Below are 23,536 nucleotides of genomic sequence, written 5' to 3' on the forward strand. Positions count from 1 at the left end.
GGAGAGGCGCCGCCGACAATGTTCCTATGCGTGCGTTTTATTCCGGCCAGTTCGTGCTGCCGTTGCCCAGCGGGCACCGGTTTCCGATGGGGAAGTACGCCATGCTGCGCGAGCGGCTGGTGCAACATCTGCCCGCGGTGCAGATGTTCGAGGCACCTCGTGCCAGCGACGGCGAACTGGCGCTGGCCCACGCGCCGCAATGGATTGCGGCCATCAGCGACGGCAGCGTCGATGCGCAGGCCATGCGCGAGATCGGCTTTCCCTGGAGCGAAGCCATGGCGGAGCGCTCGCGCCGCTCGACCGGCGCCACCATCGCCGCCTGCAGGGCGGCCCTGGCGGAAGGCATCTCCGCCAACATGGCCGGCGGCACCCACCATGCGAGTGCCGACAGAGGAGGGGGCTTCTGCGTCTTCAACGATGCGGCGGTTGCAGCGCGGCTCATGCAGGCGGAGCACGGCCGGCGGGGGCGCCTGCCTTTCCAGGTGGCAGTGATCGACCTCGACGTGCATCAGGGCAACGGCACCGCGCGCATCTTCCGCGACGACCCGAGCGTGTTCACGCTGTCGATGCACGGCCAGAAGAACTTCCCGTTCCGCAAGGAAGCCGGCGATCTCGACGTCGAACTGCCCGACGGCTGCGGCGATGCCGACTACCTGACGGCGCTCGAGCATGCGCTCGACGAGCTCGACCGACGCTTTTCGCCCGCTCTGGTGATCTACCTAGCGGGCGCCGATCCCTTCGAGCGAGACCGGCTGGGACGCCTCAAGCTGAGTTTCGATGGCCTGGAGGCGCGCGACCGGCGCGTGTTCGACTTTGCCTGGCAGCGCCGGATTCCGCTCGCGTTCGCGATGGCCGGCGGCTATGCGAGCGATATTGCGGAGACCGTGCAGGTGCAGCTCGGTACCTTTCGCGTCGCCTTCGATTATTGGCGGCGGTGGCAGAATGCCGCGCCGAGATCGCACCCATGAGCGCCAGACCCACGCCCCACCGCCGCAGCCGCTACCGCGCCTTTCGCAGCATCCCGACGCGCTGGGCCGACAACGACATGTACGGGCATGTCAACAACGTCGTCTACTACGGCTGGTTCGACACTGCCGTCAACGCGCTCCTGATCGAGCGCGGCGTGCTCGACATCCACCAGGGCGACACCATCGGCTTCGTGGTCGAGACGCAGTGCAACTACTTTGCGCCGCTCGCGTTTCCGCAGACGGTTGAGGCGGGCGTCCGGGTGGCGCATGTGGGCAGCTCCAGCGTGCGCTACGAGATCGCGCTGTTCGCCGAAGGAGCCGAGACCGCGGCCGCGCAGGGGCACTTCGTCCACGTGTATGTCGACCGGGCGACGCAGCGCCCGGTGGCGTTGCCGCCCGCATTGAAGGCCGTTGTCGACGAGCTTCGCACCTCCGACAGCCCATGAAAAACGGCGCCCGAAGGCGCCGCTGTCATGGCCGGCCCGTGCCGGTTACTTCTTCGCGGTCATGGCCTTGATGTCGGCCTTGCCCTTGGCCTCTTCAGCCTTGGCTTCCTTCTCGCAAGCGTTCTTGGCGTCGCCCTTCTGGTCCTCGCACTTTTCCTTGGCGACGTCGTAGGTGGCCTTCACCTTCTCTTCAGCCACCTTGCGGGAGTTGCTGTCGCTCGGCTTGAACTGCTGTTCGAGCTCCGCCTTGGCAACGTTTTGCTTGCCCTTGGCTTCCTTCTCGCAGACGTCCTTGGCGTTGTCCTTCATGGGATCGCACTTGGCCTTGTCGACCTTGTAGGTGGCTTCGATCTTTTCCTTGGCGACCTTGTACTCGTCCTGGCTCATCGCGCCGGCCTGCGTTGCGACAAGGCACGACGATGCGATCGCGAGCATGAGCAGATGTTTCTTCATGGTATGTACTCCTTAGGCGTTACTGAATTCAGTACTTCTCGAACCACAGCGCTGCGGGGGTGCGGCCATCGCGGGTCTCCCATTCGCTGACTTGCCTCTCGGCCTCTTCCCTGCTGATGCCGTGCCGCTCCTGAATGCGCCCCAGCAGTTGGTCGCGCTTGCCGGCGATGACGTCGAAGTCATCGTCGGTGAGCTTGCCCCACTGCTCCTTGACCTTGCCCTTGAGCTGTTTCCAGTTGCCTTCGACGGTGTCCTTGTTCATTGACGTATCTCCTTCAGATAAGCGGGTTTTCTCGCCGGCCCGAATGCATGGGGTCGGCGTGAAACGACTCTGGCTCGGGGGGGTGGATCGAACGGTAGGACGCCCGGGGAAGGGGTCGTAGGCACATGCCGACGCGGCCCGTGATAATCGACCGCACGCCGAACCCGGACACCAGCGCGCCGCACCATGATCATTCAAAGCCTGCTCGACACCGACCTGTACAAGTTCACGATGATGCAGGTCGTGCTGCACTACTTTCCGGGCGCCCGCGTCGAGTACCGCTTCAAGTGCCGCAACCCCGGCGTCGACCTGGCACAGTTCGCGGCGCAGATCCGCGAAGAGGTCCGCCACCTCTGCTCGCTCCAGTTCAGGGATCCCGAGCTGAGCTACCTGCGCTCCATGCGCTTCATCAAGAGCGACTTCGTCGACTTTCTCGGCCTGTTCCGCCTGAACGAGAAGTACATCAAGATCATTCCGCAAGCCTCGGGCGAGCTCGACATCCGCATCGAGGGACCCTGGCTGCACACCATCCTGTTCGAGATCCCGGTGCTGGCGATCGTCAACGAGGTCTATTTCCGCAACACGCATCCGAAGCCGGATATCGCCCAAGGGCGCCGGCGCCTCGAAACCAAGATCGGGCAGCTGCAGGGCGAAGGCCTCGAGGACCTCAAGATCGCCGACTACGGCACGCGCCGGCGCTTCTCCAAGGACTGGCACGAGGAAGTGCTGCGCACGCTCGCCACCAGCCTCGGCGCCGTCAGTTCGCCGCCGCAGCGGGCCGCCAAGCTGCCGCAGCTCGCGGGCACCAGCAATGTGCTGTACGCCATGAAGCTCGGACTGATCCCGCTGGGCACCATGGCGCACGAATACCTTCAGGCCTGCCAGGCGCTCGGGCCCCGCCTGCGCGACAGCCAGGTCTTCGGTTTCGAGTCGTGGGCGCGCGAGTACCGCGGCGACCTTGGCATCGCGCTGTCGGACGTCTACGGCATGAGCGCCTTCCTGCGCGACTTCGACCTGTATTTCTGCAAACTGTTCGACGGCGCGCGCCACGACAGCGGCGACCCCTTCCAGTGGGGCGAGCGCATGCTGGCCCACTACATCGCTAATCGCGTCGATCCGCGCACCAAGACCCTGATCTTCAGCGACAGCCTCACAGTGCCGCGAACCATCGAGCTCTACCAGCAGTTCCGCGGCCGCTGCCAGCTGGCCTTCGGCATCGGCACCAACCTCACCAACGACCTGGGCTACGAACCGCTGCAGATCGTGATCAAGATGGTCCGCTGCAACGATCAGCCGGTGGCCAAGCTGTCCGACACGCCTTCCAAGAACATGTGCGACGACGAGAGGTATCTGGCCTATCTGCGGCAGGTCTTCGAGATCGCCCAGCCTGCCGGCCGGCCTGGCTCGGCGCCATGAGGGGCGTTCTGCGCAGGCTGCCAGCCATCGCGCTGCCGGCGCTGGCCCCCGCAACGGGCTTCGCGGCCGATTTCGACGGCAGTGTGCTGTCGCCGCTGTGGGGCGTGCCCTTCGCCGGACTCCTGCTGTCGATCGCGTTGATGCCGCTGCTGGTGCCGTCGTTCTGGCATCACCACTACGGCAAGGTTTCCGCCGGCTGGGCGCTGGCCTTCCTGCTGCCTTTTGCCGCGATCTACGGCGTCCCGCTGGCGGGGGCGCAGATCGTTCATGCACTGCTGGCCGAGTACATCCCGTTCGTCATCCTGCTCACTGCGCTGTTCGCCGTGGCCGGTGGCATCCATCTGCGCGGCAACCTGCACGGTGCGCCGGGGTTGAACACGGCGATCCTCGCGATCGGCGCCGTGCTCGCGAGCCTCATGGGCACCACCGGCGCCTCCATGCTGCTGATCCGTCCCTTGATCCGAGCCAACGACAACCGCGTGCACACGGCGCATGTGGTCGTGTTCTTCATCTTCATCGTGGCGAACGTCGGCGGCTCGCTGACGCCGCTGGGCGATCCGCCGCTGTTCCTGGGTTTCCTCAAGGGCGTCGAGTTCTTCTGGACCGCGAAAAACATCCTGCCGGAGACGCTGTTTCTCGTCAGCCTCCTGCTGGCAGTGTTCTATGCGATCGATACCTGGTACTACCGCAAGGAAGGCGTGTTGACGATCGACCCCACGCCCGACACGCGCATGGTCGGTTTCGACGGCGCGCGCAACTTCTGGCTGTTGGCGGGCGTGATCTTCTTCGTGCTGCTCAGCGGCTTCTGGAAGTCGCCCGTCAGCTTCGACATCTACGGCACCGAAGTCGGCCTGCCGGGTCTCGTGCGCGATGCGGGCCTGATCGCAATCACGCTGCTTTCACTGAAGACCACGGCGCCCCAGGTGCATGCCGACAACCAGTTCGCCTGGGCCCCGATGGCCGAGGTCGCCAAGCTGTTCGCGGGCATCTTCCTGACCATCATCCCGGTGATCGCGATGCTCAAAGCCGGTGTGGACGGCCCCTTCGGCGCGGTCGTCTCCACCGTGACCCGGCCCGACGGCCAGCCCGATCCCGCAATGTACTTCTGGGCCACCGGCGTACTGAGTTCTTTCCTGGACAATGCGCCGACCTACCTGGTGTTCTTCAATACCGCAGGCGGCGACCCGCAGGCGCTGATGACCACCTACGCCACCACGCTGGCCGCCATCTCGGCGGGCGCCGTGTTCATGGGCGCCAACACCTACATCGGCAACGCGCCCAACCTGATGGTCAAGGCCATCGCGGAAAGCCGCGGCATCCGCATGCCGAGCTTCTTCGGCTACATGCTGTGGTCGGGCGCCATCCTGGTGCCGTTGTTCGTCGTCTCCACCTTCATCTTCTTCCGTTGATCATGAACAAAGCCAAAGTCCTCGTCGCCCGTTCGATCTTTCCCGAGACCATCGCCCGCCTCGAAGAACACTTCGAGGTCGAATCCAATCAGGGCGACCAAGGCTGGAGCAAGGCCCAGCTGATCGACAAGCTCAAGGGCAAGCAGGGCGCCTTCACCACCGGCAGCGAGCGCATCGATGCCGAGGTGCTCGCTGCCTGTCCCGAGCTGAAGATCTGCGCCAACATGGCGGTCGGCTACAACAACTTCGACGTCGACGCCATGACCGCGCGCGGCGTGCTCGCCACCAACGCGCCGGACGTGCTGACCGAGACCACGGCCGATTTCGGCTTCGCGCTGCTGATGGCCACCGCGCGCCGCATCACCGAGAGCGAACATTTCCTGCGCGCAGGTAAGTGGGAGAAATGGAGCTACGACATGTTTGCCGGCTCCGACATTCACGGTTCCACGCTCGGCATCATCGGCATGGGGCGCATCGGGCAGGGCATTGCGCGGCGCGGTGCCTTGGGCTTCGGCATGAAGGTGATCTACCACAACCGTTCGCGGCTCGACCCGCAGCTCGAGGCCGAATGCAAGGCCAGCTACGTGAGCAAGCAAGACCTGCTAAAGACCGCCGACCACATCGTGCTCGTGGTGCCTTACACGCCGGCCTCGCATCACACCATCGGCGCCGCCGAGCTTGCGCTGATGAAGCCGACCGCCACGCTGGTGAACATCGCGCGCGGCGGCATCGTCGACGATGCGGCGCTCGCCGCTGCCCTGCGCGACAAGCGCATCGCCGCGGCAGGACTCGACGTGTTCGAGGGCGAACCCAAGGTGCACCCCGATCTGCTCCAGGTGCCGAACGTCGTGCTCACGCCGCATATCGCGAGCGCCACCGTGCCGACACGGCGCGCGATGGCCGATCTGGCAGCGGACAACCTGATCGGCTTTCTGGTCCACGACAAGCCGGTGACGCCGCTCAACCCTGCAGTGCTCGCGAGCAAGTAGACGCCAATGCCTCCTTTGGAACCCTGGATCCTGCTAGCCCTCGCGGCCCTGACTTTCATCCTCGTCGTGTGGCTGCTGCTGCGCAAGCCGCCGGCGCTCGACCACAGCACGCTGATCGCCACGCTGGGCGCCGCCAACGAACGCATCGAGCGCGAGCTGCGCCACGAGATCGGCGAGTCCTCGCGCGGCGCGCGCCAGGAGACCGCCCAGTCCTTCGCGACCTTCCAGCAGGCGCTGGTGCAGCAGAGCGCCGAAGCCACGCGCACGCAGAACGCGCAGATCGACGCCTTCGCGCAGCAGCTGACGATGCTGCAGAAGACGTTGGCCGACACGCTCAACACCCAACTGCAGGGCCTTTCCGAATCGAACGCGCGGCGGCTCGCCGAGGTCCGCGCGACCATGGAAGCCCAGCTCGGGCAATTGCAACAGAGCAACACCGCCAAGCTCGACGAGATGCGCAAGACGGTCGACGAAAAGCTGCAAAGCACGCTCGAGGCACGCCTGGGCGAGAGCTTCAAGCAGGTGGCGGACCGGCTCGAGCAGGTGCACAAGGGCCTGGGCGAGATGCAGACCCTCGCCGTCGGCGTCGGCAGCCTGCAGCGCGTGCTGACCAATGTGAAGACGCGCGGCGTGTTCGGCGAGGTGCAGCTCGAGGCCCTGCTCGAGCAGGTGCTCACGCCCGACCAGTACGCGAAGCAGGTCGAGACCAAGCCGCGCAGCGGGCAGCGCGTGGACTTCGCGATTCGCTTCCCGGGCCGCGGCGGCGATGGCGCGCCGGTCTGGCTGCCGATCGATGCAAAGTTTCCGCGCGACGACTACGAGCGGCTGCTCGATGCCCACGAGCGCGTCGATCCGGCCGCTGCCGATCTCGCCGCCAAGGCGCTGGAGGCGCGCATTCGCAGCGAGGCGCGGTCTATCGCCGAGAACTACCTGGCCGCGCCGCACACCACCGACTTCGCGATCCTGTTCCTGCCGGTTGAGAGCCTGTATGCCGAAGTGCTGCGCCGCCCGGGCTTGATGGATGCGATCCAGCGCCAGCACCGCGTGACGCTGGCCGGACCGACCACGCTGCTGGCCATGCTCAACAGCCTGCACATGGGCTTCCGCACGCTGGCTCTGGAGCAGCAGGCCTCCGAAGTGTGGAAGGTGCTCGGTGCGGTCAAGACCGAGTTCGAGCGCTACGGCGAATGGGTCGCGCGCATCAAGGAGCAGGTGGCCAAGGCCTCCGATACGCTCGACAAGGCCGACACGCGCGCCAAGCAGATGCGCCTGGCGCTTCGCAAGGTGGAGGCGCTGCCCGAGGCGCAGTCGCAGGCCTTGTTGCCATCGGCCGAAGACACCGACGACGGAGCCCCGTGAGCCCCAAGACTGCATGACGCCCGAGCTGCTGAAGCTCATCGCGGCCCAGATCTGTTTGCATGCGGCAATGACCGGGCTGCGGCTTGCGGGCCCCTTGCTCGCGCTCCAGCAGGGCTACAGCGCGGCGGCCGTAGGCCTGCTGATCGCGCTGTTCGCGCTCACGCAGGTCTTTCTGGCGCTGCCGGCCGGGCGCTTTGCCGACCGCCATGGGCTCAAGCGGCCGCTGATGCTGTCGGTGATTGCCGCCTCCGTGGGCACTGCGCTCGTCGCCGTCGTTCCATGGTTCTCCGTGATGTGCCTCGCGGCGCTGATGACCGGCGGCGCCACCGGCGCGGCGGTCATCGCGCTGCAGCGCCACGTCGGACGCGCCGCGGCCGATCCGGTGCAGCTCAAGAAGGTGTTCAGCTGGCTGGCGATCGCACCGGCCGTGGCGAACTTCGTCGGGCCCTTCTGCGCCGGGCTGTTGATCGATCATGCGGGTCGCACGCCTGCCGACCTGCCGGGCTTTCGGATCGCATTCGCGGCGCTGGCGCTGCTGCCGCTCGCGGGCTGGTTCTTCGCGCGCAAGACCCGCGAACTGCCGCGGGTGCCCTTGCCGGCCGGCGGTGTCAGGCCGCGCGCCTGGGATCTGTTGCGCGAGTCGATGTTTCGGCGCCTGCTGTTCGTGAACTGGCTGCAGTCTTCGGCCTGGGACGTGCATGCCTTCGTGCTGCCCATCCTCGGCCACGAGCGCGGCCTGGGCGCTTCGGTGATCGGCTCGATTCTCGGCGCCTTCGCGATCGCGGCCGCAGCGATACGGATCGTGCTGCCGCTCGTGGCCTCGCGTGCGTCGGAGCGCAGCGTGATTGCCGCGTCGACGGTCGTCACGGCCCTGGTGTTCGCGGTCTATCCGCTGCTGTCGTCGGCGCTCGCGATGGGCATGTGCTCGGTGGTCTTGGGCTTCGCGCTCGGTGCCGTGCAGCCGATGGTGATGAGCATGCTGCACCAGATCACCCCGCACGCACGCCATGGCGAAGCGCTCGGACTGCGGCTCATGACCATCAATGCATCGAGCGTCGCGATGCCGATGCTGTTCGGCTCCGTCGGTGCGTTGATCGGCGTCGCCGGCGTCTTCTGGCTGGTCGGCGGCGTGGTGGCGCTGGGCGCGCGGGCGGTGTGGGGCTTGCAGCTGCCCCGGCGCGATCAGAGCTTGTAGAAGCGCCTGATCGCGTCCCACGCGTCCTGCGGCGCGTCCACGTACTCGATCAGCTTCGTGTCCTCGGGCGAGATCACGCCTTCCTCGGCCAGGAAGTCGAAATTGATCAGCTGCTTCCAGTAGTCCGAGCCGAACAGCACGATCGGCACCGGCTTGGCCTTGCGGGTCTGCACCAGCGTGATCACCTCGAACAGTTCGTCGAGCGTGCCGAACCCGCCCGGAAACGCGACCAGCGCTTTCGCCCGCATCATGAAATGCATCTTGCGGATCGCGAAGTAGTGGAACTTGAAGCTCAGCGCCGGCGTGACGTAGGGATTGGCTTCCTCTTCCATCGGCAGCGCGATCGCGAGACCGACCGAGAGCCCGCCTCCTTCATAGGCGCCGCGGTTGGCGGCCTGCATGATGCCGGGGCCGCCGCCGGTGCACACGAAGAGCTTGTCTGCCGGGTCCTTGTCGTCGCTGTACTGCGCGACCAGCTTGCCGAAGGCGCGCGCCTTCTCGTAGTAGTGCGAACTGCGCGCCAGCCTGCGCCAGCGTGCCGCCGCGGCCGTGTCGCCGGCGGCTTCGGCCTGGGCGATCAGCGCGCCGGACTCATCCTCGCTGCGGAAGCGGGCGCTGCCGAACACCACCACCGTGTTCTCGATGCCGTGCGCGCGCATCTCGAGGTCGGGCTTCATCAGCTCGAGCTGCATGCGCAGCCCGCGGGTTTCGCGGCGCAGCAGGAACTCGGGGTCGGCAAAGGCGAGGCGCGAGGGGTCGGAATGGAGGGGAAGGCCCTTGTCGGCGTGGGACTGGAGGGTGGCCCAGGCGTCGGCGAGGCGCTTGTCGTGGAGGTCGTGCGTGCTGTTGTGCATGGTCTGGCGAAGGGTTTTTCTTGGATTGTGCGCGCGGCCGCTCAGAACCGGCCGTGCCGGCCCGCGCCGCCGACGAAGCGGGCCGCACCGGCCGCACCCTCGGCAGCGACGATCGGCGCGCCCAGCCTGCCTTCCTGCTGCAAGGCTCGGGCCAGGGGCAGGTCCCACTGGGCATAGGCGGAAGCACGGTCGGCCAGCATGCATTGCTGCGGAAAGGCGGCCAGTTCGTGCGCGAGCTGTTCGGCCGCCCGGCGCGCGCCGCCGTCGGGCACCACGCGATTGACCAGGCCCATGGCGAGCGCTTCGCCGGAGGGCACGGCCCGGCCGGTGAGGATCAGGTCGAGCGCTCGCGCCATGCCGACGATGCGCGGCAGCCGCACGGTGCCGCCGTCGATCAGCGGCACGCCCCAGCGGCGGCAGAAAACGCCGAGCACTGCGCTGTCTTCGGCCACGCGCAGGTCGGCCAGCAGGGCGAGCTCGAGGCCGCCGGCCACGGCGTGGCCGCTGATGGCCGCGATGAGCGGCTTGGCCAGCGCCATGCGCGTCGGGCCCATCGGGCCGGTGCCGCCGCCTTCGGGGTCCACCTCGTTGCGGCGCGCCGGATCGTTCACCGCGCCCAGGTCGGCGCCGGCGCAGAACACGCCGTGATCGCCCCAGAGCACCGCCACGCGCTGGCTGTCGTCGGCCTCGAAGCGCTCGAAGGCAGCGCGCAGCTGCGCCGCCATCTCGCGGTCCACCGCATTGCGCTGGCGGGGGCGGCTCATGACGATGGTGCTGACGGGGCCGTCGATCTCGGTGCGTACAGAGGGTGTGCTCATGGCGCGAGCGTACGCAAAAAAGGCTCCCTCGGGAGCCTTCCTTGCCGGCGTAACGGGCGTTTAGACGCGTTTGCGGTATTCGCCGGTGCGGGTATCGATTTCGATGCGGTCGCCCTGGGCCACGAACAGCGGCACGCCGATCTCGAAACCGGTGGCGATCTTGGCCGGCTTCATGACCTTGCCCGAGGTGTCGCCCTTGACGGCCGGCTCGGTCCAGGTGATTTCGCGCTCGACGCTGGTCGGCAGTTCGACCGAGATCGCCTTGCCGTCGTAGAACACCACTTCGACCGGCATGCCGTCCTCGAGGTAGTTCAGCGAGTCGCCCATGTTCTCGGCTTCGACTTCGTACTGGTTGTACTCGGTGTCCATGCAGACGTACATCGGGTCGGCGAAGTAGGAGTAGGTGCACTCCTTCTTGTCGAGCACGATCTGCTCCATCTTGTCGTCGGCCTTGAACACGACTTCGGTGTTGAAGTTGGCGATCAGGCTCTTCAGCTTCATGCGCACGGTGGCGGAATTGCGGCCGCCGCGGCTGTATTCGGTCTTGAGGACGACCATCGGGTCTTTGCCGTGCATGATCACGTTGCCGGCGCGGATTTCTTGAGCGATTTTCATAAACAAGGTCTCTGGATGTTGGCCGCTCGTGACTTTCACCGCGGCGGGTTCAGCGGAAGGCGCGGCAAACGGGGTGACCCGGCCGGAAATCCGCAAAGCCCACAATTTTAGCTTTTTTGGGCGACGAAGCGCAGCAGGCGGGCCAGGAGATCGTCCTGCGCGAGCAGGCGCGCGCGCGCGGCGGCGCAGGCTGCGCCCCACGAGGCCAGCGCCGCATCGTCCAGCGCCGGCAGTTCGCCCTCGGCCATCCCGTTCCACAGGTGGTGGAAGCGGCGCGACGAAGGCGGGGCTTCCAGCCAGTCGAGGAAGGCGCCCAGCTTGGTGTGGTGGGCGTCGTCGTCCTGTTCATAGATCTGCCAGACGAAGGGCGAGCCGGCCCAGAGGGCGCGTACCAGCGAGTCTTCGCCGCGTACCAGATTCAGGTCGCAGGCCCAGAGCAGGTGGTCGAAGTCAGTCTGCGGCAGATAGGGCAGCCAACTGATGGAGAGCGCGCCACGCTGGGCCGGCCCCGGCGGCAGGGCGCGGGCCGCGCGGCCCGCGGTCACCAGCAGGTGCGTGGGCTCGCCGGCGCGCTCGAACTGGGCGAGCAGCGCTTCGAGCGCGGGCGGCTCATAGCAGAACAGGCAGACGAGGCGCTCGCCGCGCCATGCGATGCCCTGGTGCGCGAGCCACGCGGCGCGGTCGAAGCACTGGCGGCGTTCGAGCAGGTCCTGTTCGCGCAGCAGCCCGCCGGTCGCGGGCGTGAAGCCGGGGTAGAAGAAGTGCTTGGTCAGGCTGGCCCCAGGCCCCTTGAACACGGGCGAGGGCAGTCCGTGCAGCCGCTCGACATAGGACTCGGCCGAAAGATATTCGAGATTGATCCACACGCGGCGCGGGCCGCCCGGATGCACGGGCTCGGCGAAGCGCGCGATCAGCTCGGGCGCGGGATCGCAGCCGAAGGCCTCGATCAGGACGTCCGGCGGCGGGCTGGACGCGACCTGTTGCGCCGCATCCCTGTTGTTCCAGGTGACGATCTCGACCTCCTTGCAGCCGCCGGGTGCCATCCAGACCAGCGCCGACGGATCGTCGATCCAGAGCCGCACCGCTTCGCCCCCGGCGGCCAGGCCGCAGGCCAGCCGCCAGCAGACGCCGGCGTCGCCGTGGTTGTCGATGACCTTGCAGAAGATGTCCCAGCGCATCGCGAGATACTCTACAGATGTCCGAGACGCATTCCGATCAACTGCTCAGCGAGGTGGCGGCACTGCCGCAACTGCCGGGTGTCTACCGCTACTTCGATGCGGCAGGCGCCGTGCTGTACGTGGGCAAAGCGCGCAATCTCAAGAAGCGCGTCGCCAACTATTTCCAGAAGAATCACGCCGGCACGCGCATCGGCCACATGATCTCGAAGATCGCCCGCATGGAGACCACGGTGGTGCGCTCCGAGGCCGAGGCGCTGCTGCTCGAGAACAACCTGATCAAGACGCTCAAGCCGCGCTACAACATCCTGTTTCGCGACGACAAGAGCTACCCCTACCTCAAGATCGCGTCGCACACCTTCCCGCGCCTGGCCTATTACCGCGGCGCGGTCGATCGCAAGCATCGCTACTTCGGTCCGTACCCCAGCGCCTGGGCGGTGAAGGAATCGATCCAGCTGCTGCAAAAGGTGTTCAAGCTGCGCACCTGCGAAGACACGGTCTACGCCAACCGCACGCGGCCTTGCCTGCTCTACCAGATCAAGCGCTGCACCGGGCCCTGCGTCGGCTACATCACGCCCGAGGCCTATGCGCAGGACGTGGCCAACGCCGAGGCCTTCCTGATGGGCGACACGCAGGCCGTGCTCACCCAGCTCGAGGCACGCATGATGGCGCATGCCGAGAAGCTGGAGTTCGAACAGGCGGCCGAGCTGCGCAACCAGATGTCGGCGCTGTCGCGCGTGCTGCACCAGCAGTCGGTCGAGATCGCCTCCGACAAGGACGTCGACATCCTGGCCGTCAAGGTGCAGGGCGGCAAGGCCTGCGTCAACCTCGCGATGGTGCGCGGCGGCCGGCACCTGGGCGATCGCGCCTATTTTCCGGTGCACGTCGAAGACGCGACACAGATCCAGCATGGCGAGAGCGCCATGGAAGGCGACGAGGCCGTGCCGCCCATCGAATCCGTCGAGGTGCAGGTGCTCGAAGCCTTCATCGCGCAGCACTACATCGATGTGCCGGTGCCGCCCACGCTGGTGTTGAGCGAACTCGTGAGCCGCGAACTGATCGAGGCGGTCGCCCAGCAGGCCGGCACCCGCATTACGGCAGTGTTCCAGCCGCGCGAGCAGCGCCGGCACTGGCTCGAAATGGCGCAGACCAATGCCGGCCTCCAGCTCGCGCGCCTGCTCGCCGAGGAGGGCTCGCAGCAGGCGCGCACGCGCGCGCTGGTCGATGCGCTGGAACTCGCGCCGGACGAGCTCGACAACTTCCGCGTCGAATGCTTCGACATCTCGCACACCGCCGGCGAGGCGACCCAGGCCTCGTGCGTGGTGTTCGAGCACCACACGATGCAGAACCGTGAGTACCGCCGCTACAACATCGAAGGCATCACGCCCGGCGACGACTACGCGGCGATGCGCCAGGTGCTGCATCGCCGCTACGGCAAGCTGGCCGAGGCAATGGCGGTGGAGACGGACGCGCCGCCGGCTGGCGACGCGGGCGGCGCCGGCACCGACGCGCGCCCGGGCACGCGGGCGGCGCGCATGCCCGACCTCGTGCTGGTCGACGGCGGCAAGGGTCAGGTGTCGATGGCGCGCGAGGTCTTCGGCGAACTGGGTCTGCCGCTCTCGCTGATCGTCGGCGTGGAGAAGGGCGAGGGCCGCAAGGTCGGGCTCGAAGAGCTGGTGTTCGCCGACGGCCGTGAGAAGGTCTACTTGGGTCGCGATTCGGCCGCGCTGATGCTGGTCGCGCAGATCCGTGACGAGGCGCACCGCTTCGCGATCACCGGCATGCGCGCCAGGCGAGCCAAGGTGCGGGTGGGCGGCAGCCAGCTGGAAGACATTCCGGGCATCGGCCCCAAGCGGCGCGCGCGCCTGCTGCAGCGCTTCGGCGGCATTCGCGGCGTGGCGGCGGCGAGCGTGGAAGACATCGCGTCGGTCGACGGCATTGCGCTCGATCTGGCCGAAGAGATCTATCGCGCGCTGCATTGACCCGCGTCCGAGGGAAGGTCAGCCCCATGACACAATCGCCGGCATGTTCTGGACGCTCCCAACGATCATGACCTGGACGCGCATCGTCGCGATTCCGCTGATCGTGGGCGTGTTCTACCTGCCGCTGGCCGAGCCGATGCGCAATCTCATCGCCACGGTGATGTTCATCGTGTTCGCCGCGACCGACTGGCTCGACGGCTTTCTGGCGCGCAGGCTCAACCAGACCTCGGCCTTCGGCGCCTTCCTCGATCCGGTGGCCGACAAATTCCTCGTGTGCGCTTCGCTGCTGGTGCTGGTGCACCTGAACCGCGCCGACGTCTTCGTGGCGCTGATCATCATCGGGCGCGAGATCGCCATTTCCGCGCTGCGCGAATGGATGGCGCAGATCGGCGCCGGCAAGAGCGTGGCGGTCCACATGATCGGCAAGATCAAGACCGTGGTGCAGATGGTCGCGATCCCTTTCCTGCTTTTCAACGGCACCTTGTTCGGCCTGATCGACACCGGCGCCTGGGGCCAATGGCTGATCTGGATCTCGGCCGTGCTCACTGTCTGGTCGATGGTCTATTACCTGCAGAAGGCCATTCCCGAAATCCGGGCCCGCGCGAAATGACGGGTACGGCCCGGCCGTCGGCCTGGGTGCGCGCCATGCCCGCGGTCTTCGTGCTCATCTGGAGCACCGGCTTCATCGTCGCGCGCTACGGCATGCCCTATGCCCCGCCGTTCAAGTTCCTGGCCCTGCGCTATGCACTGTCGGTGGTCTGCTTCCTCGTCTGGGTACGCCTCGCGCGCGCCGCCTGGCCGCAGGAGCGCGCGCAGTGGTGGCATCTCGCGGCCACCGGCGTGCTGATGCAGGCGGGCTACCTTGGCGGCGTCTGGGCCGCGGTCCGGGCCGGCATGGGCTCGGGGCTGGTCGCCTTGCTGGTCGGCATCCAGCCGGTGCTCACCGCCGTTTGGTTGTCCATGTGGGGCGGCTCGATCACGCGCCGCCAGTGGGCCGGGCTGGCCCTGGGTTTCGCAGGCCTGGTGCTGGTGGTGTCACGCAAGTTCGGCGAGGGCGGCGAGGTGAACGCCCTGACCATGGCCCTGGCGCTGATGGCACTGTTCTCCATCACGGCCGGCACGCTGTACCAGAAGCGCTTCGTGGCGCCCTGCGACGTGCGCTGCGCGGGCGCCATTCAGCTCGCTGCCGCGCTGGTCGTCACGATGCCCTTCGCGGCGCTGGAGGCCGACAGCATCCAATGGAATCCGTCCTCGGGTGGCGCGATGGCTTGGTCGGTGCTGGCGCTGTCGCTGGGTGGCAGCTCGCTGCTCTACATGCTGATCCAGCGCGGTACCGCGACGGCGGTCACGAGCCTGCTCTATCTCGTGCCGCCCTGCACCGCGGTGATGGCCTGGCTTCTCTTCAAGGAACCGATCACGGGAATGACCTTGGCGGGCATCGCGATGACGGCCGTCGGCGTGAGCCTGGTCGTGCGCGCAGAAAGGTGAACGGGCCCCGCGCTCCCGTCACCCTCAGCGCGAACGCCTGCCCTCGGGTTTCCAGGGCTCGCTGCGAAAGCGCTCGATCAGGAAGTCGACCAGGACGCGCACTCGTTTGGGCGTCTTCGGGCGCCAGGGTGCGATCCACTGGATGTCGGCGTCCGGCATGGCGAACTGCGGCAGCACATGCACCAGTTCGCCCGATGCGAGCTGCGGGGCGATATCCCACAGGCTGCGCAGCATGATGCCCTCACCGGCGAGGCACCAGTCGCGCACCATCTCTCCCGAATTGCTCGACAGCGGGCCGCCCACGCGCACACGCGCCGCGCTGCCGTCCCTGACGTGACGCAGCGTCCAAAGTGCGGCCTCTCGCTCGCTGCCGTCGCCGTTCTCCCGGGCCACCAGGCAGTCGTGCGCGGCCAGCGCGGCGACGTCTGCGGGCTTGCCGCGCCGCTCGACGTAACTCGGCGCGGCGGCCAGCACGCGCTGGTTGCGCGCGATCCTGCGCGTGACCCAGTCGCCCGCGTGACGGCGCTGCACCGGCCACAACCAGAGCGCGCCGTCGTAGCCTTCAGCGCCGAGGTCCGGGAGTTGCTCCATCAACTGCAACTGGAGCTGCAACGCGGGATGCTGCTCGCGGAAAGCCGCGAGCGCCGGACCGAGCCAGCGGCGGCCGAATCCGAAAGTGGCAACGAGGCGGATCGTGCCGGCCAACTCGTTCTGGCGCTCGCCGAGCTCGTTCTCGAGCGCCGCAAAGCCGGCCAGCAAACCTCTGGCATGCAGGCACACGGCTTCGCCTTCGGCGGTGAGATTGAGCCGGCGCGTGGTGCGGTCGAACAGGCGCTGGCCGAGACGCAGCTCGAGTGCGCCCAGCCGCTTGGTCACCACCGAGGGAACGACGTCCAGCGCCGACGCCGCGCCGGCGAGGCTGCCGCGGTCGCGGATGGCGATCACCAGCTCCAGGTCTCTTCGATCCATTGCTGCCAAATTGGAAAGTATCAATTGGCCAATTGTTGCTTGATGCTGCGCGGTGCGCAACGCACAATCGGCCCGTGTTCGCTTCGTTCTCCACCTTCGAACTGTCGCGCAACGGCGTGCGGGTGCACGGCCGCATCGGCGGACAGGGCAAGCCATTGCTGCTGCTTCATGGCCATCCGCAGACGCATGCGATCTGGCATCGCACGGCGCCGGCGCTGGCGGAGCAGTTCACGGTCGTCATGGTCGACTTGCGCGGCTACGGCGATTCGGGCCGGCCGGCGGCTGAGGCGGACCACGCCGCTTACAGCAAACGTGAGATGGCGCTCGATGCGCTGTACGCCATGCAGCAGCACGGCTTCTCCCGCTTCGGGGTGCTGGCACACGACCGCGGCGCGCGCGTGGCCCATCGGCTCGCGGCGGACCAAGCGCAGGCGGTCGAACGGCTCATGCTGCTCGACATCGCACCGACCCTCGCGATGTACCAGAACACGTCGGAAGCCTTTGCGCGCGCCTACTGGCACTGGTTCTTTCTGGTTCAGCCGCCGCCCTTGCCCGAGGCGCTGATCGAGTCCGATCCGGTGCGCTACGTTCGCAGCGTCATGGGCAGCCGCCATGCCGGTCTCACGCCCTTTGCGCCCGAGGCCCTGGCCGAGTACGAGCGCTGCGCCGCGATAGACGGCTCCGCGCGAGGTATCTGCGAGGACTATCGAGCCTCGGCCGCGATCGATCTGGAACACGACCGGGCGGACATCGCCGCCGGCCTCCAACTGGCCCAGCCGCTGCGCGTGCTGTGGGGCGAACATGGCGCCGTGGGGCGCTGCTTCGACGTACTTTCGCTCTGGCGCGAACGCGCTCTCGATGTGTCGGGCGCAAGCTTGCCGTGCGGCCACTACATTCCCGAAGAAGCGCCGCGCGAGCTGCTGGCCGAGGCGCTGCCCTTTTTCAACGTACCCCAAGGATCTGAGACATGAGCACCCAACGAATCGCCGTCATCGCCGGCGACGGCATCGGCAAGGAAACCATGCCTGAAGGCCTGCGCGTGCTCGATGCCGCGGCACGCAAGTTCGGCATCGACCTCCATTTCGACCACTTCGATTTTTCGAGTTGGGACTACTGCGAGAAGCACGGCAAGATGCTGCCGGACGACTGGAAGGATCAGATCGGCGGCCACGACGCCATCTATTTCGGCGCGGTCGGCTGGCCCGAGAAGATTCCGGACCATGTCTCGCTCTGGGGATCCTTGCTGCTGTTTCGTCGCGAGTTCGATCAATACATCAACCTGCGTCCCGCGCGCCTTATGCCGGGCATCGTCGCGCCCGTGGTTCGGCGGGACGGTACGCCGCGGCAGCCCGGCGAGATCGACATGTACATCGTGCGCGAGAACACCGAGGGCGAGTACTCCAGCATCGGGGGCCGCATGTACGAGGGGACGGCGAGGGAGATCGTCGTCCAGGAGACCGTGATGTCGCGCGTCGGTGTCGACCGCGTGCTCAAGTTCGCCTTCGAGCTCGCGCAATCGCGGCCGAAGAAGCACCTCACCAGCGCGACCAAATCCAACGGCATCTCGATCACCATGCCGTACTGGGACGAGCGCGTCGCCGAAATGGCAAAGAGCTATCCGGGCATCAAGCTCGACAAGTTTCACATCGACATCCTGACGGCGCACTTCGTGCAGCGCCCCGACTTCTTCGATGTCGTGGTGGCGAGCAATCTGTTCGGCGACATCCTGTCCGACCTCGGCCCCGCATGCACCGGCACGATCGGCATCGCACCGAGTGCGAATCTCAATCCGGATCGCACCGCGCCCTCGCTGTTCGAGCCCGTGCACGGCTCGGCGCCGGACATCGCCGGCAAGGGCATTGCCAATCCGATCGGGCAGATCTGGTGCGGCGCGATGATGCTGGAGTTCCTCGGCCACAAGCCCGCGCACGATGCCATCCTGGCGACGATCGAGAAAGTGCTGACACCTGCGAGTGGCGCACCGCGCACGCCTGACATCGGCGGCAGCGCAGGCACGAGCGACCTCGGCCGCGCGATCGCGCAGGCGCTCTGAAAAGAGCCGGCGCAAAACAACACTAAAATCGCGGTCCTCGCTGGGTTGCGCGGCCGAGTGTCGTATTGACACCCCGTGGACCAGTGGTTGTAATCCTTGTCGGCAGTGCGCTGCCGGCGCGTCAGAACTGCCATCCTTTTCCATCTATCGCACCCCATGGCGTCGCCATGGGGCCGGCATTGTTTCTGACGTTACCCGATCAACAATTTTTCCTGCAAGGGGCCCTTGTGAACAAAACCGAACTGATTGAGCACATCGCAAAAAACGCCGACATCTCCAAAGCCGCTGCCACGCGGGCACTTGAATCGACCATCGGCGCCATTCGTACCACGCTCAAGAAGGGCGGTTCCGTATCGCTCGTCGGTTTCGGCACCTTTGCAGTCGGCAAACGCGCTGCGCGCACCGGTCGCAATCCACGCACCGGCGACGCGATTAAAATCAAGGCCGCCAAGATCCCGAAGTTCCGTCCCGGCAAGGCGCTCAAAGACGCGCTGAACTGAGACACTGGTTCCCGGTGGGGTGCTTAGCTCAGCTGGTAGAGCGGCGCCCTTACAAGGCGTAGGTCGGGGGTTCGAACCCCTCAGCACCCACCACCCGATGCAAAGGCGAACACTGAGTTCGCCTTTTTTGTTTGCTGTTTCGTTCATCCCGCAGAGAGTGTCCAAGCATGTTTGATTCCTTCCGCAAGTACAACAAGGTCATCATGGGGCTCTTGTTCTTGCTGATCATTCCGTCGTTCGTGCTGTTCGGCGTCGATCGCTACCAGGGCGGCGGCCAAGGAGAGACGGTTGCCCGTGTAGACGGCACCGACATCACCCGGCCGGAATGGGATGCGCAGCATCGCAACGAGGTAGACAGGATCCGGCAGCAGGCGCCCAACATCGAGCCGGGCTTGCTCGATTCGGACGCCGCCCGCTACGCGACGCTGGAGCGCATGGTGCGCGACCGCGTGCTCGCGGCAGCCGCTTCCAAGTCGAACATGACGGTGTCGGAAGAGCGGCTCGCGCGTTTGTTCGCCGAAGATACGGGCCTGGCTTCTTTCCGCACGGCCGACGGCAAGTTCGATCGCGAGCGCTTCATGCGTGCGACGGGCCGCACACCCGAGCAGTACGAAGCTTCGGTACGCGCCGATCTGGCGACGCAGCAGGTGCTGCTGGGCATTTCGGGGACGGCATTCGCCACGCCCGCCCAGGCAGCAGCCACGCTCAATGCCTTTTATGACCGCCGCGAAGTGCAGGTCGCGCGCTTCAATCCGAGCGAGTTCGCGCCGAAGGTCAATGTGAGCGATGCCGATCTCGAGGCGTATTACAAGCAGCATGTTGCGCAATTCCAGGTGCCCGAGCAGGCGAGCGTCGAATACCTGGTGCTCGACCTCGAAGCGGCGAAGAAGAACATCGCGATCAATGAAGCCGATCTTCGCAGCTACTACGACCAGAACGCCGCGCGCTTCGGTACCAAGGAAGAGCGCCGTGCAAGCCACATCCTGATCACCGCGCCCGGGAGCGCGCCCGCTGCAGAGCGCGAGAGCGCGCGTGCGAAGGCGCAGCAGCTGCTGGCCGAAGTCAAGAAGGCGCCAGGCACTTTTGCCGATGTTGCGCGCAAAAATTCTCAAGATCCCGGGTCGGCGGAAAAGGGCGGCGACCTTGACTTCGTGACGCGCGGCGCCATGGTCAAGCCATTCGAGGATGCGATGTTCGCGCTGAAGAAGGGCGAGATCAGTGATGTTGTCGAAACCGAGTTCGGCTATCACATCATCCAGCTCAACGACATCAAGCCCGCGGTGATCCAGCCCTTCGAGCAGGCGCGCGCCGCCATCGAGAACGAAGTGCGCGGCCAGCAGGCCACGCAGGAGTTCGCCAAGGCGGCTGAGAGTTTTACCGACATCGTCTACCAACAGCCCGACAGCCTGAAGCCGGCCGCCGACAAGTTGAAGCTCACCATCCAGACCGCGAGCAATGTCGGCCGCATGCCGGCGCCGGGCGCCACGGGGGCGCTGGCAAGCCGCAACTTCCTGAACGCGCTGTTTGCCGCCGATTCGCTCCAGCGCAAGCACAACACCGAGGCGATCGAGATCGGGCCCAACCAGCTCGCGTCGGGGCGCGTAACGCAATACAGCCCTGCGCGGGCACTGCCTTTCGAAGAGGTCAAGGACAGGGTTCGTACCCAGCTTGTCACCGAGCGTGCAGCCGCGCTCGCCAAGACCGAGGGCGAGGCCAAGCTCGCGGCCTGGCAAGCCAAGCCGGACGATGCAAGCTTCGGCGCGGCGGTGACGGTTTCGCGGCTCGAGACGCAGTCGCAGCCGCTGCCTGTCATCGAAAGTGCCTTGCGGGCCGATCCCGCCAAGCTTCCTTCACTGGTTGGAGTCGATCTGGGCGCGCAAGGCTATGCCGTCGTGCGGGTCAACAAAACGGTGCCCCGGACACCGCCGCCGCCCGAGGCGGCACAGCAGGAGACCCAGCAGGTCGCGCAGGCCGTTGCCGCGGCTGAGAATGCGGCGTACTACGACATGCTGAAGAGCAGATTCAAGGCGGAGATCCTGGTGCCAAAGCCGGCGGATCCCATCGCTGTCGGCGGACGCTAGTTTTTTGCCGCTACAATTGCAGGCTCTGTGGTGGCTGTAGCTCAGCTGGTAGAGTCCCAGATTGTGATTCTGGTCGTCGTGGGTTCGAGTCCCATCAGCCACCCCAACCCCCTTTGACGAAAGCGCCGATCATTCGATCGGCGCTTTTTTTTGGCGCGGCCTCACTTGCGGCAATTGGGATTTGAATTAGAATTTTTACTTTCCAATTCAGAGGATTTCACCAATGGCCTCAACCCTTGCCGACATCAATTCCCAGATCAAGAAGCACGACGAGCAGATTGCGCAATTGCGCAAACAAGCCGAGGAACTGCGCAATCAGGAGCGCGCGGGTGTGATCGAGGAACTGCGCAAGAAGGTCGCAGAATACGGTTTGACTGCTGCCGATCTGAAACTCGGCACGCGTGGTAGCAAGCGCAGTACAGCGGTGGTCGGGACCAAGGCGGCTGCAAAGTATCGCAGCCCAACCGGTGAAACGTGGTCGGGTGGGCGCGGGCGCAAGCCGCGTTGGATCACGGAGGCACTGGCCGCCGGCAAGTCGCTGTCGGACTTCGAGATCAAGTAGACGGTTTGTGAGTCCTCGTAAAAAGCCCGCAGGTGCGGGCTTTTTTATTGGGTGCGGCAGGCCTCAGTTGACCATCACGAGCTTGCCTTTGACGCCGCGCGAACCCATGTGTGCGTAGGCGGCCTTCAACTCTGCCATTGGCATGGTGCGGTCGATCACCGGCTTGATCTTGCCTTGGCCGTACCACTTTGCCAATTCGGCCATCATCTGCGCATTGGCCTTGGGTTCGCGCTTGGCGAAATCCCCCCAGAACACGCCGACCAGCGATGCGCCTTTGAGCAGCGTCAAATTCAATGGCAGCGAGGGAATGGGGCCGGCGGCGAAGCCCACGACCAGATAGCGTCCGCGCCAACCGATCGAACGGAATGCAGGTTCGGCGAATTCGCCACCGACGGGGTCGTAAATAACATCCGGACCTTTGCCCTCGGTCGCCGCTTTGATGGCCTCGCGAAAGCCGCTGGGCAGCGCTTGCGTGGTGTAGTTGATCGTGAGATCGGCGCCGATGGATTTGCAGAGCTCGCATTTTTCATCGGTGGAGGCGGCAGCGATCACTTTGGCGCCGGCAGCCTTGGCGATCTGGATCGCGGCCGTTCCGACGCCGCCGGCTGCGCCGAGCACGAGCACGGTTTCGCCGGCCTTGAGCTGCGCCCTGTCCATCAGCGCGTGCCACGATGTCGCGTAGATCATGATGAAAGCCGCCGCATCGACATGGCCGAAGCCCTCGGGCAGCGGCATGCAGAGGGCCGCCGGCGCCAGCGTGTGGGTGCCGAAGCCGCCGGTGCCGGAAAGACAGGCGACGTTCTGGCCGACTTGCAGATGAGTCACTCCGTCGCCGAGAGCTGCCACCACGCCTGCATATTCGGACCCGGGCACGAAGGGCAGCGGCGGCTTGATCTGGTACTTGTTCTGAACGATCAGCAGATCGGGGAAGTTGAGGCTGGCCGCCTTGATTTCGATCAACACCTGGCCCGGGCCGGGGGTTGGGGTCGGCAGTTCTTTCCAGGTCAGGGCGTCGACGCCGGTGGGTTTTTCGCAGAGCCATGCGTGCATGCTCGTATCTCCTTGAGGGGGTACTCTGGGGCAATGAATCCGGGTCATGATAGGCGGCCCGACAGGTCGGCATTGTCCCTGTCGTGACGCATCGCCCGCCTACAATCGCGCGCACTCACAGACGACATGAAGATACTTATTTCGAACGACGATGGCTTCCAGGCGCCCGGCATCGTTGCGCTGCACGATGCACTGAAGGAGGTGGCGGAAGTCGAAGTGGTCGCACCCGAGCACAACAACAGCGCCAAGTCGAATGCGCTCACGCTGGCGGCGCCGCTTTACGTGCACACCGCGCACAACGGCTTTCGCTACGTGACCGGTACGCCCGCCGACTGCGTGCACATCGCACTCAAGGGACTGCTCGACTATCGGCCCGATCTCGTGGTTTCCGGCATCAACAACGGCGCCAACATGGGGGACGACACCATCTACTCGGGCACCGTCGGTGCTGCGATGGAAGCCTACCTTTTCGGCATTCCAGCGATCGCGTTCTCCCAGATCGAGAAGGGCTGGGCCCATGTCGATGCCGCCGCCCGCGCGGCCCGGCGACTGGTGGAGCAGATCGAACGCGAACGCATGCTCGAGGGCGGCGCGTTCCTGCTCAACGTCAACGTGCCGAACCTGCCCTTCGACAAGCTGAAATCGATCAAGGTTTGCAGGCTGGGGCGCCGCCATGCAGCCGAAAAGGTCATTACGCAGGACAGCCCGCGCGGCGAGACCATGTACTGGATCGCGGGGGCGGGCAGCGCCAAGGACAGCGGCGAGGGCACCGACTTCCATGCGACGGCGGCTGGCCACATTGCACTCACGCCATTGCAGATCGATCTGACCGACCATGCCAACCTGGGTCAGTGGCGCGAGACGGTGGCTCGCCTGGGCGAGTCCTCCTGAA

24 protein-coding genes and 2 tRNA genes are annotated in these 23,536 nt (G+C 66.0%); 18 read left to right on the plus strand and 8 right to left on the minus strand.

Translation table 11 applies throughout. The annotated features are described in order from the left end of the window. The first annotated feature begins 26 nt into the window (after positions 1-26). Both EJI01_RS07405 and EJI01_RS07410 read left to right on the plus strand, forming a co-directional pair. Positions 27-968 carry a histone deacetylase gene (locus EJI01_RS07405; RefSeq protein WP_126836463.1) on the plus strand — a complete coding sequence of 314 codons (942 nt, stop codon included), beginning with the start codon at positions 27-29 and terminating at the stop codon, positions 966-968. Continuing rightward, on the plus strand, positions 965-1,414 hold the full coding sequence (locus EJI01_RS07410; RefSeq protein ID WP_126836464.1) for an acyl-CoA thioesterase: 450 nt from the start codon (positions 965-967) through the stop codon (positions 1,412-1,414). Before EJI01_RS07405 ends, EJI01_RS07410 begins: the two co-directional genes overlap by 4 nt. 45 nt (positions 1,415-1,459) lie before the next feature. Here EJI01_RS07410 and EJI01_RS07415 read toward each other — a convergent pair whose 3' ends face one another. Both EJI01_RS07415 and EJI01_RS07420 read right to left on the minus strand, forming a co-directional pair. After that, a complete protein-coding gene (locus tag EJI01_RS07415; protein WP_126836465.1) occupies positions 1,460-1,867 on the minus strand; it encodes a hypothetical protein in 408 nt (135 codons plus the stop codon). A 28-nt stretch (positions 1,868-1,895) separates the two neighbouring features. Next, positions 1,896-2,129, minus strand: coding sequence for a CsbD family protein (locus tag EJI01_RS07420; protein ID WP_126836466.1), 234 nt, complete (start codon positions 2,127-2,129; stop codon positions 1,896-1,898). A 186-nt stretch (positions 2,130-2,315) separates the two neighbouring features. On the opposite strand from EJI01_RS07420, the gene pncB reads away from it, so the two are divergent. The 5 genes from pncB to EJI01_RS07445 are packed head-to-tail and all read left to right on the plus strand — an operon-like array spanning position 2,316 to position 8,497. Beyond that, positions 2,316-3,545 (plus strand): nicotinate phosphoribosyltransferase, encoded by a 1,230-nt coding sequence (gene pncB, locus EJI01_RS07425; RefSeq protein WP_126836467.1) that lies wholly within the window; start codon positions 2,316-2,318, stop codon positions 3,543-3,545. Beyond that, positions 3,542-4,954 carry a sodium:proton antiporter gene (locus EJI01_RS07430; protein WP_126836468.1) on the plus strand — a complete coding sequence of 471 codons (1,413 nt, stop codon included), beginning with the start codon at positions 3,542-3,544 and terminating at the stop codon, positions 4,952-4,954. The genes pncB and EJI01_RS07430 overlap by 4 nt, the downstream gene beginning before the upstream one ends. Before the next feature lie 2 nt (positions 4,955-4,956). Then, on the plus strand, positions 4,957-5,943 hold the full coding sequence (locus EJI01_RS07435) for a 2-hydroxyacid dehydrogenase (protein ID WP_126836469.1): 987 nt from the start codon (positions 4,957-4,959) through the stop codon (positions 5,941-5,943). A 6-nt stretch (positions 5,944-5,949) separates the two neighbouring features. Continuing rightward, positions 5,950-7,302, plus strand: a complete 1,353-nt coding sequence (gene rmuC, locus EJI01_RS07440; RefSeq protein WP_126836470.1) for a DNA recombination protein RmuC — start codon at positions 5,950-5,952, stop codon at positions 7,300-7,302. 13 nt (positions 7,303-7,315) lie between these two features. Next, entirely contained in the window at positions 7,316-8,497 is a 1,182-nt protein-coding gene (locus EJI01_RS07445; RefSeq protein WP_126836471.1) for an MFS transporter, read from the plus strand. On the opposite strand, the gene EJI01_RS07450 is transcribed toward EJI01_RS07445, so the two are convergent. The 4 genes from EJI01_RS07450 to earP form a co-directional block, all read right to left on the minus strand. Continuing rightward, positions 8,485-9,351 carry a TIGR00730 family Rossman fold protein gene (locus EJI01_RS07450; protein WP_126836472.1) on the minus strand — a complete coding sequence of 289 codons (867 nt, stop codon included), beginning with the start codon at positions 9,349-9,351 and terminating at the stop codon, positions 8,485-8,487. The genes EJI01_RS07445 and EJI01_RS07450 overlap by 13 nt on opposite strands. A gap of 41 nt (positions 9,352-9,392) precedes the next feature. Further along, entirely contained in the window at positions 9,393-10,169 is a 777-nt protein-coding gene (locus EJI01_RS07455) for a crotonase/enoyl-CoA hydratase family protein (protein WP_126836473.1), read from the minus strand. A 60-nt stretch (positions 10,170-10,229) separates the two neighbouring features. Then, positions 10,230-10,784, minus strand: a complete 555-nt coding sequence (efp, locus tag EJI01_RS07460; RefSeq protein ID WP_093109866.1) for an elongation factor P — start codon at positions 10,782-10,784, stop codon at positions 10,230-10,232. Positions 10,785-10,891: 107 nt separating this feature from the next. Further along, positions 10,892-11,962 carry an elongation factor P maturation arginine rhamnosyltransferase EarP gene (earP, locus tag EJI01_RS07465; protein ID WP_126836474.1) on the minus strand — a complete coding sequence of 357 codons (1,071 nt, stop codon included), beginning with the start codon at positions 11,960-11,962 and terminating at the stop codon, positions 10,892-10,894. 17 nt (positions 11,963-11,979) lie between these two features. On the opposite strand from earP, the gene uvrC reads away from it, so the two are divergent. From uvrC to EJI01_RS07480, 3 genes are read left to right on the plus strand one after another with little or no spacing between them, the layout of a single operon-like run. Next, complete coding sequence (gene uvrC, locus EJI01_RS07470; protein WP_126836475.1) at positions 11,980-13,941, plus strand: excinuclease ABC subunit UvrC; 1,962 nt, start codon at positions 11,980-11,982, stop codon at positions 13,939-13,941. Positions 13,942-13,984: 43 nt separating this feature from the next. Next, positions 13,985-14,551, plus strand: coding sequence for a CDP-diacylglycerol--glycerol-3-phosphate 3-phosphatidyltransferase (gene pgsA / locus EJI01_RS07475; protein ID WP_093109863.1), 567 nt, complete (start codon positions 13,985-13,987; stop codon positions 14,549-14,551). Further along, complete coding sequence (locus tag EJI01_RS07480; protein WP_126836476.1) at positions 14,548-15,429, plus strand: DMT family transporter; 882 nt, start codon at positions 14,548-14,550, stop codon at positions 15,427-15,429. The genes pgsA and EJI01_RS07480 overlap by 4 nt, the downstream gene beginning before the upstream one ends. 24 nt (positions 15,430-15,453) lie before the next feature. On the opposite strand, the gene EJI01_RS07485 is transcribed toward EJI01_RS07480, so the two are convergent. Then, a complete protein-coding gene (locus EJI01_RS07485; protein WP_126836477.1) occupies positions 15,454-16,398 on the minus strand; it encodes a LysR family transcriptional regulator in 945 nt (314 codons plus the stop codon). Between the two features lie 74 nt (positions 16,399-16,472). Between EJI01_RS07485 and EJI01_RS07490 the strand changes: the two genes are divergently transcribed. The 7 genes from EJI01_RS07490 (at position 16,473) to EJI01_RS07520 (ending at position 21,594) form a co-directional block, all read left to right on the plus strand. Further along, entirely contained in the window at positions 16,473-17,369 is an 897-nt protein-coding gene (locus EJI01_RS07490; RefSeq protein WP_126836478.1) for an alpha/beta fold hydrolase, read from the plus strand. Next, a complete protein-coding gene (locus EJI01_RS07495) occupies positions 17,366-18,451 on the plus strand; it encodes a tartrate dehydrogenase (RefSeq protein WP_126836479.1) in 1,086 nt (361 codons plus the stop codon). The genes EJI01_RS07490 and EJI01_RS07495 overlap by 4 nt, the downstream gene beginning before the upstream one ends. 227 nt (positions 18,452-18,678) lie before the next feature. Next, complete coding sequence (locus tag EJI01_RS07500) at positions 18,679-18,951, plus strand: HU family DNA-binding protein (protein WP_007830705.1); 273 nt, start codon at positions 18,679-18,681, stop codon at positions 18,949-18,951. 17 nt (positions 18,952-18,968) lie between these two features. Then, a tRNA-Val gene (locus tag EJI01_RS07505) sits at positions 18,969-19,044 on the plus strand. Between the two features lie 74 nt (positions 19,045-19,118). Beyond that, positions 19,119-21,032 carry a SurA N-terminal domain-containing protein gene (locus EJI01_RS07510; protein ID WP_126836480.1) on the plus strand — a complete coding sequence of 638 codons (1,914 nt, stop codon included), beginning with the start codon at positions 19,119-19,121 and terminating at the stop codon, positions 21,030-21,032. A 30-nt stretch (positions 21,033-21,062) separates the two neighbouring features. After that, positions 21,063-21,138, plus strand: a tRNA-His gene (locus EJI01_RS07515). Between the two features lie 117 nt (positions 21,139-21,255). Continuing rightward, positions 21,256-21,594 carry an H-NS family nucleoid-associated regulatory protein gene (locus EJI01_RS07520; protein ID WP_126836481.1) on the plus strand — a complete coding sequence of 113 codons (339 nt, stop codon included), beginning with the start codon at positions 21,256-21,258 and terminating at the stop codon, positions 21,592-21,594. Positions 21,595-21,657: 63 nt separating this feature from the next. Here EJI01_RS07520 and EJI01_RS07525 read toward each other — a convergent pair whose 3' ends face one another. After that, positions 21,658-22,644, minus strand: a complete 987-nt coding sequence (locus EJI01_RS07525) for an NADPH:quinone oxidoreductase family protein (protein ID WP_126836482.1) — start codon at positions 22,642-22,644, stop codon at positions 21,658-21,660. A gap of 126 nt (positions 22,645-22,770) precedes the next feature. Here EJI01_RS07525 and surE point away from each other — a divergent pair, with 126 nt between their 5' ends. Next, a complete protein-coding gene (gene surE / locus EJI01_RS07530; RefSeq protein ID WP_126836483.1) occupies positions 22,771-23,535 on the plus strand; it encodes a 5'/3'-nucleotidase SurE in 765 nt (254 codons plus the stop codon). Position 23,536 lies beyond the last annotated feature (1 nt).

Source organism: Variovorax sp. MHTC-1, assembly GCF_003984645.1.
GTDB lineage: Bacteria > Pseudomonadota > Gammaproteobacteria > Burkholderiales > Burkholderiaceae_C > Variovorax.